Consider the following 1,470-nt stretch of genomic DNA (forward strand, 5'->3'; position numbering starts at 1 on the left):
CAGACCCTCCTCGCGACATGGACCGGCGTCTGCCCCACCTGTCAACGCGGCATACCCACCCCAGCCCCGACCTGACCAAGCACTACTAGGGATCGTCGCAACACGTGATCGATTGTGTTAGGCGGCGAGTAGTTTATGCAGGCGCTCGGCTGGGGTTTCCCAGCCGAGCGTTTTGCGTGGGCGGCCGTTGAGCTGGGCTGCGACGGCGTCGAGGTGTTCGCGGGTGTGGACCGAGAGGTCGGTGCCTTTGGGGAAGTACTGGCGGAGCAGGCCGTTTGTGTTCTCGTTCGATCCTCGCTGCCAGGGGCTGGCGGGGTCGCAGAAGTAGACGGGGACGTCGGTGGCGATGCTGAACGCCTTGTGGGCGGCCATCTCTGCGCCCTGGTCCCAGGTCAGCGAGCGGACGAGGTGGGCGGGCAGGGTCTGGACGGTTTCCACCAGGGCGTCGCGGACGTGCTCGGCGGTGCGGCCGTCGGGCAGGTGCAGGAGCATCACGTAGCGGGTGGCGCGTTCGACCAGGGTTCCGATGGCTGAGCCGTTGTCCTTGCCGATGATCAGGTCGCCTTCCCAGTGGCCGGGCACGGCCCGGTCTTCGGCCTCGGCGGGCCGTTCGCTGATCATGTCCATGGGGTCTGCGAAGCGGGGCTGGCGGCAGTTGGCCTGGCGGTGGGGCTTGCGGCGGGCCCGGCCGGTCCGCAGTGCTCCGGCGAGTTCTCGGCGTAGTTCGCCGCGTCCTTGCACGTAGAGAGCCTGGTAGACGGTTTCGTGGACCACGTGCATCTCCGGCCGGTCGGGGAACTGTGCCCGCAGAGCCTGGCAGATCTGTTCCGGGCACCACAGCTCGTCCAGCCCGGCCTGGACCGCGGCCCGCAGCTCCGGATTCCGGCTGATCTTGCGCGGCTTGGGGCGGGGTCGGCGGTCATCGGCCCGGGCCTGGGCGGCGAAGGGCCGGTACTGCTTGTTCACGGGATGCCGGTTGCGGCGGATCTCCCGGCTGATGGTGGAGGGGCGCGGTCCAGCTCGGCCGCGATCGTGCGGACCGTGGCCTTTTCCCGCAGCCGGTCGGCGATGTGGATCCGCTCGGCCTCTGACAGATACCGGGACGACGACGAGGCCGCCCGCACAGCTTGTGCGAGCGGCCTCGGCCGCTTCTTGCGCCCCTCGGGCCGGCCATTGCGCCACTCCCGGCCGGTCCTAGGGTTCACACCGACGCGTCGGCTCGCCTCCGCGTTGCCGAATCCCAGCTGCATGAGCCGGAAGTATTCCTCCCGTTCCCGGTGCAGCTTCCGCCGGCCCTGTTCCTTGCGGCTCTCACGGACCTTGAAGTCCATCGCATCCCCTGAGCTGGGGTGTTGCGACGATCCCTAGAATCCGCCCTTGGAGGGTGCTGAAGTGGAGGACTGGGCAGAGATGCGCCGGCTGCACCGAGCTGAGGGTGTGCCCATCAAGGAGATCGCACGGCGGTTGGGG

1 pseudogene is annotated in these 1,470 nt (G+C 68.8%); it reads right to left on the reverse strand.

Going from position 1 to position 1,470, the window contains the following annotated elements:
- Window positions 1-117: 117 nt before the first annotated feature.
- Window positions 118-1,331, reverse strand: a pseudogene (locus ABZ532_RS31630) (IS30 family transposase).
- Between the last annotated feature and the right edge of the window lie 139 nt (window positions 1,332-1,470).

This window comes from Streptomyces sp. NPDC019396, assembly GCF_040632375.1.
Lineage (GTDB): Bacteria > Actinomycetota > Actinomycetes > Streptomycetales > Streptomycetaceae > Streptomyces.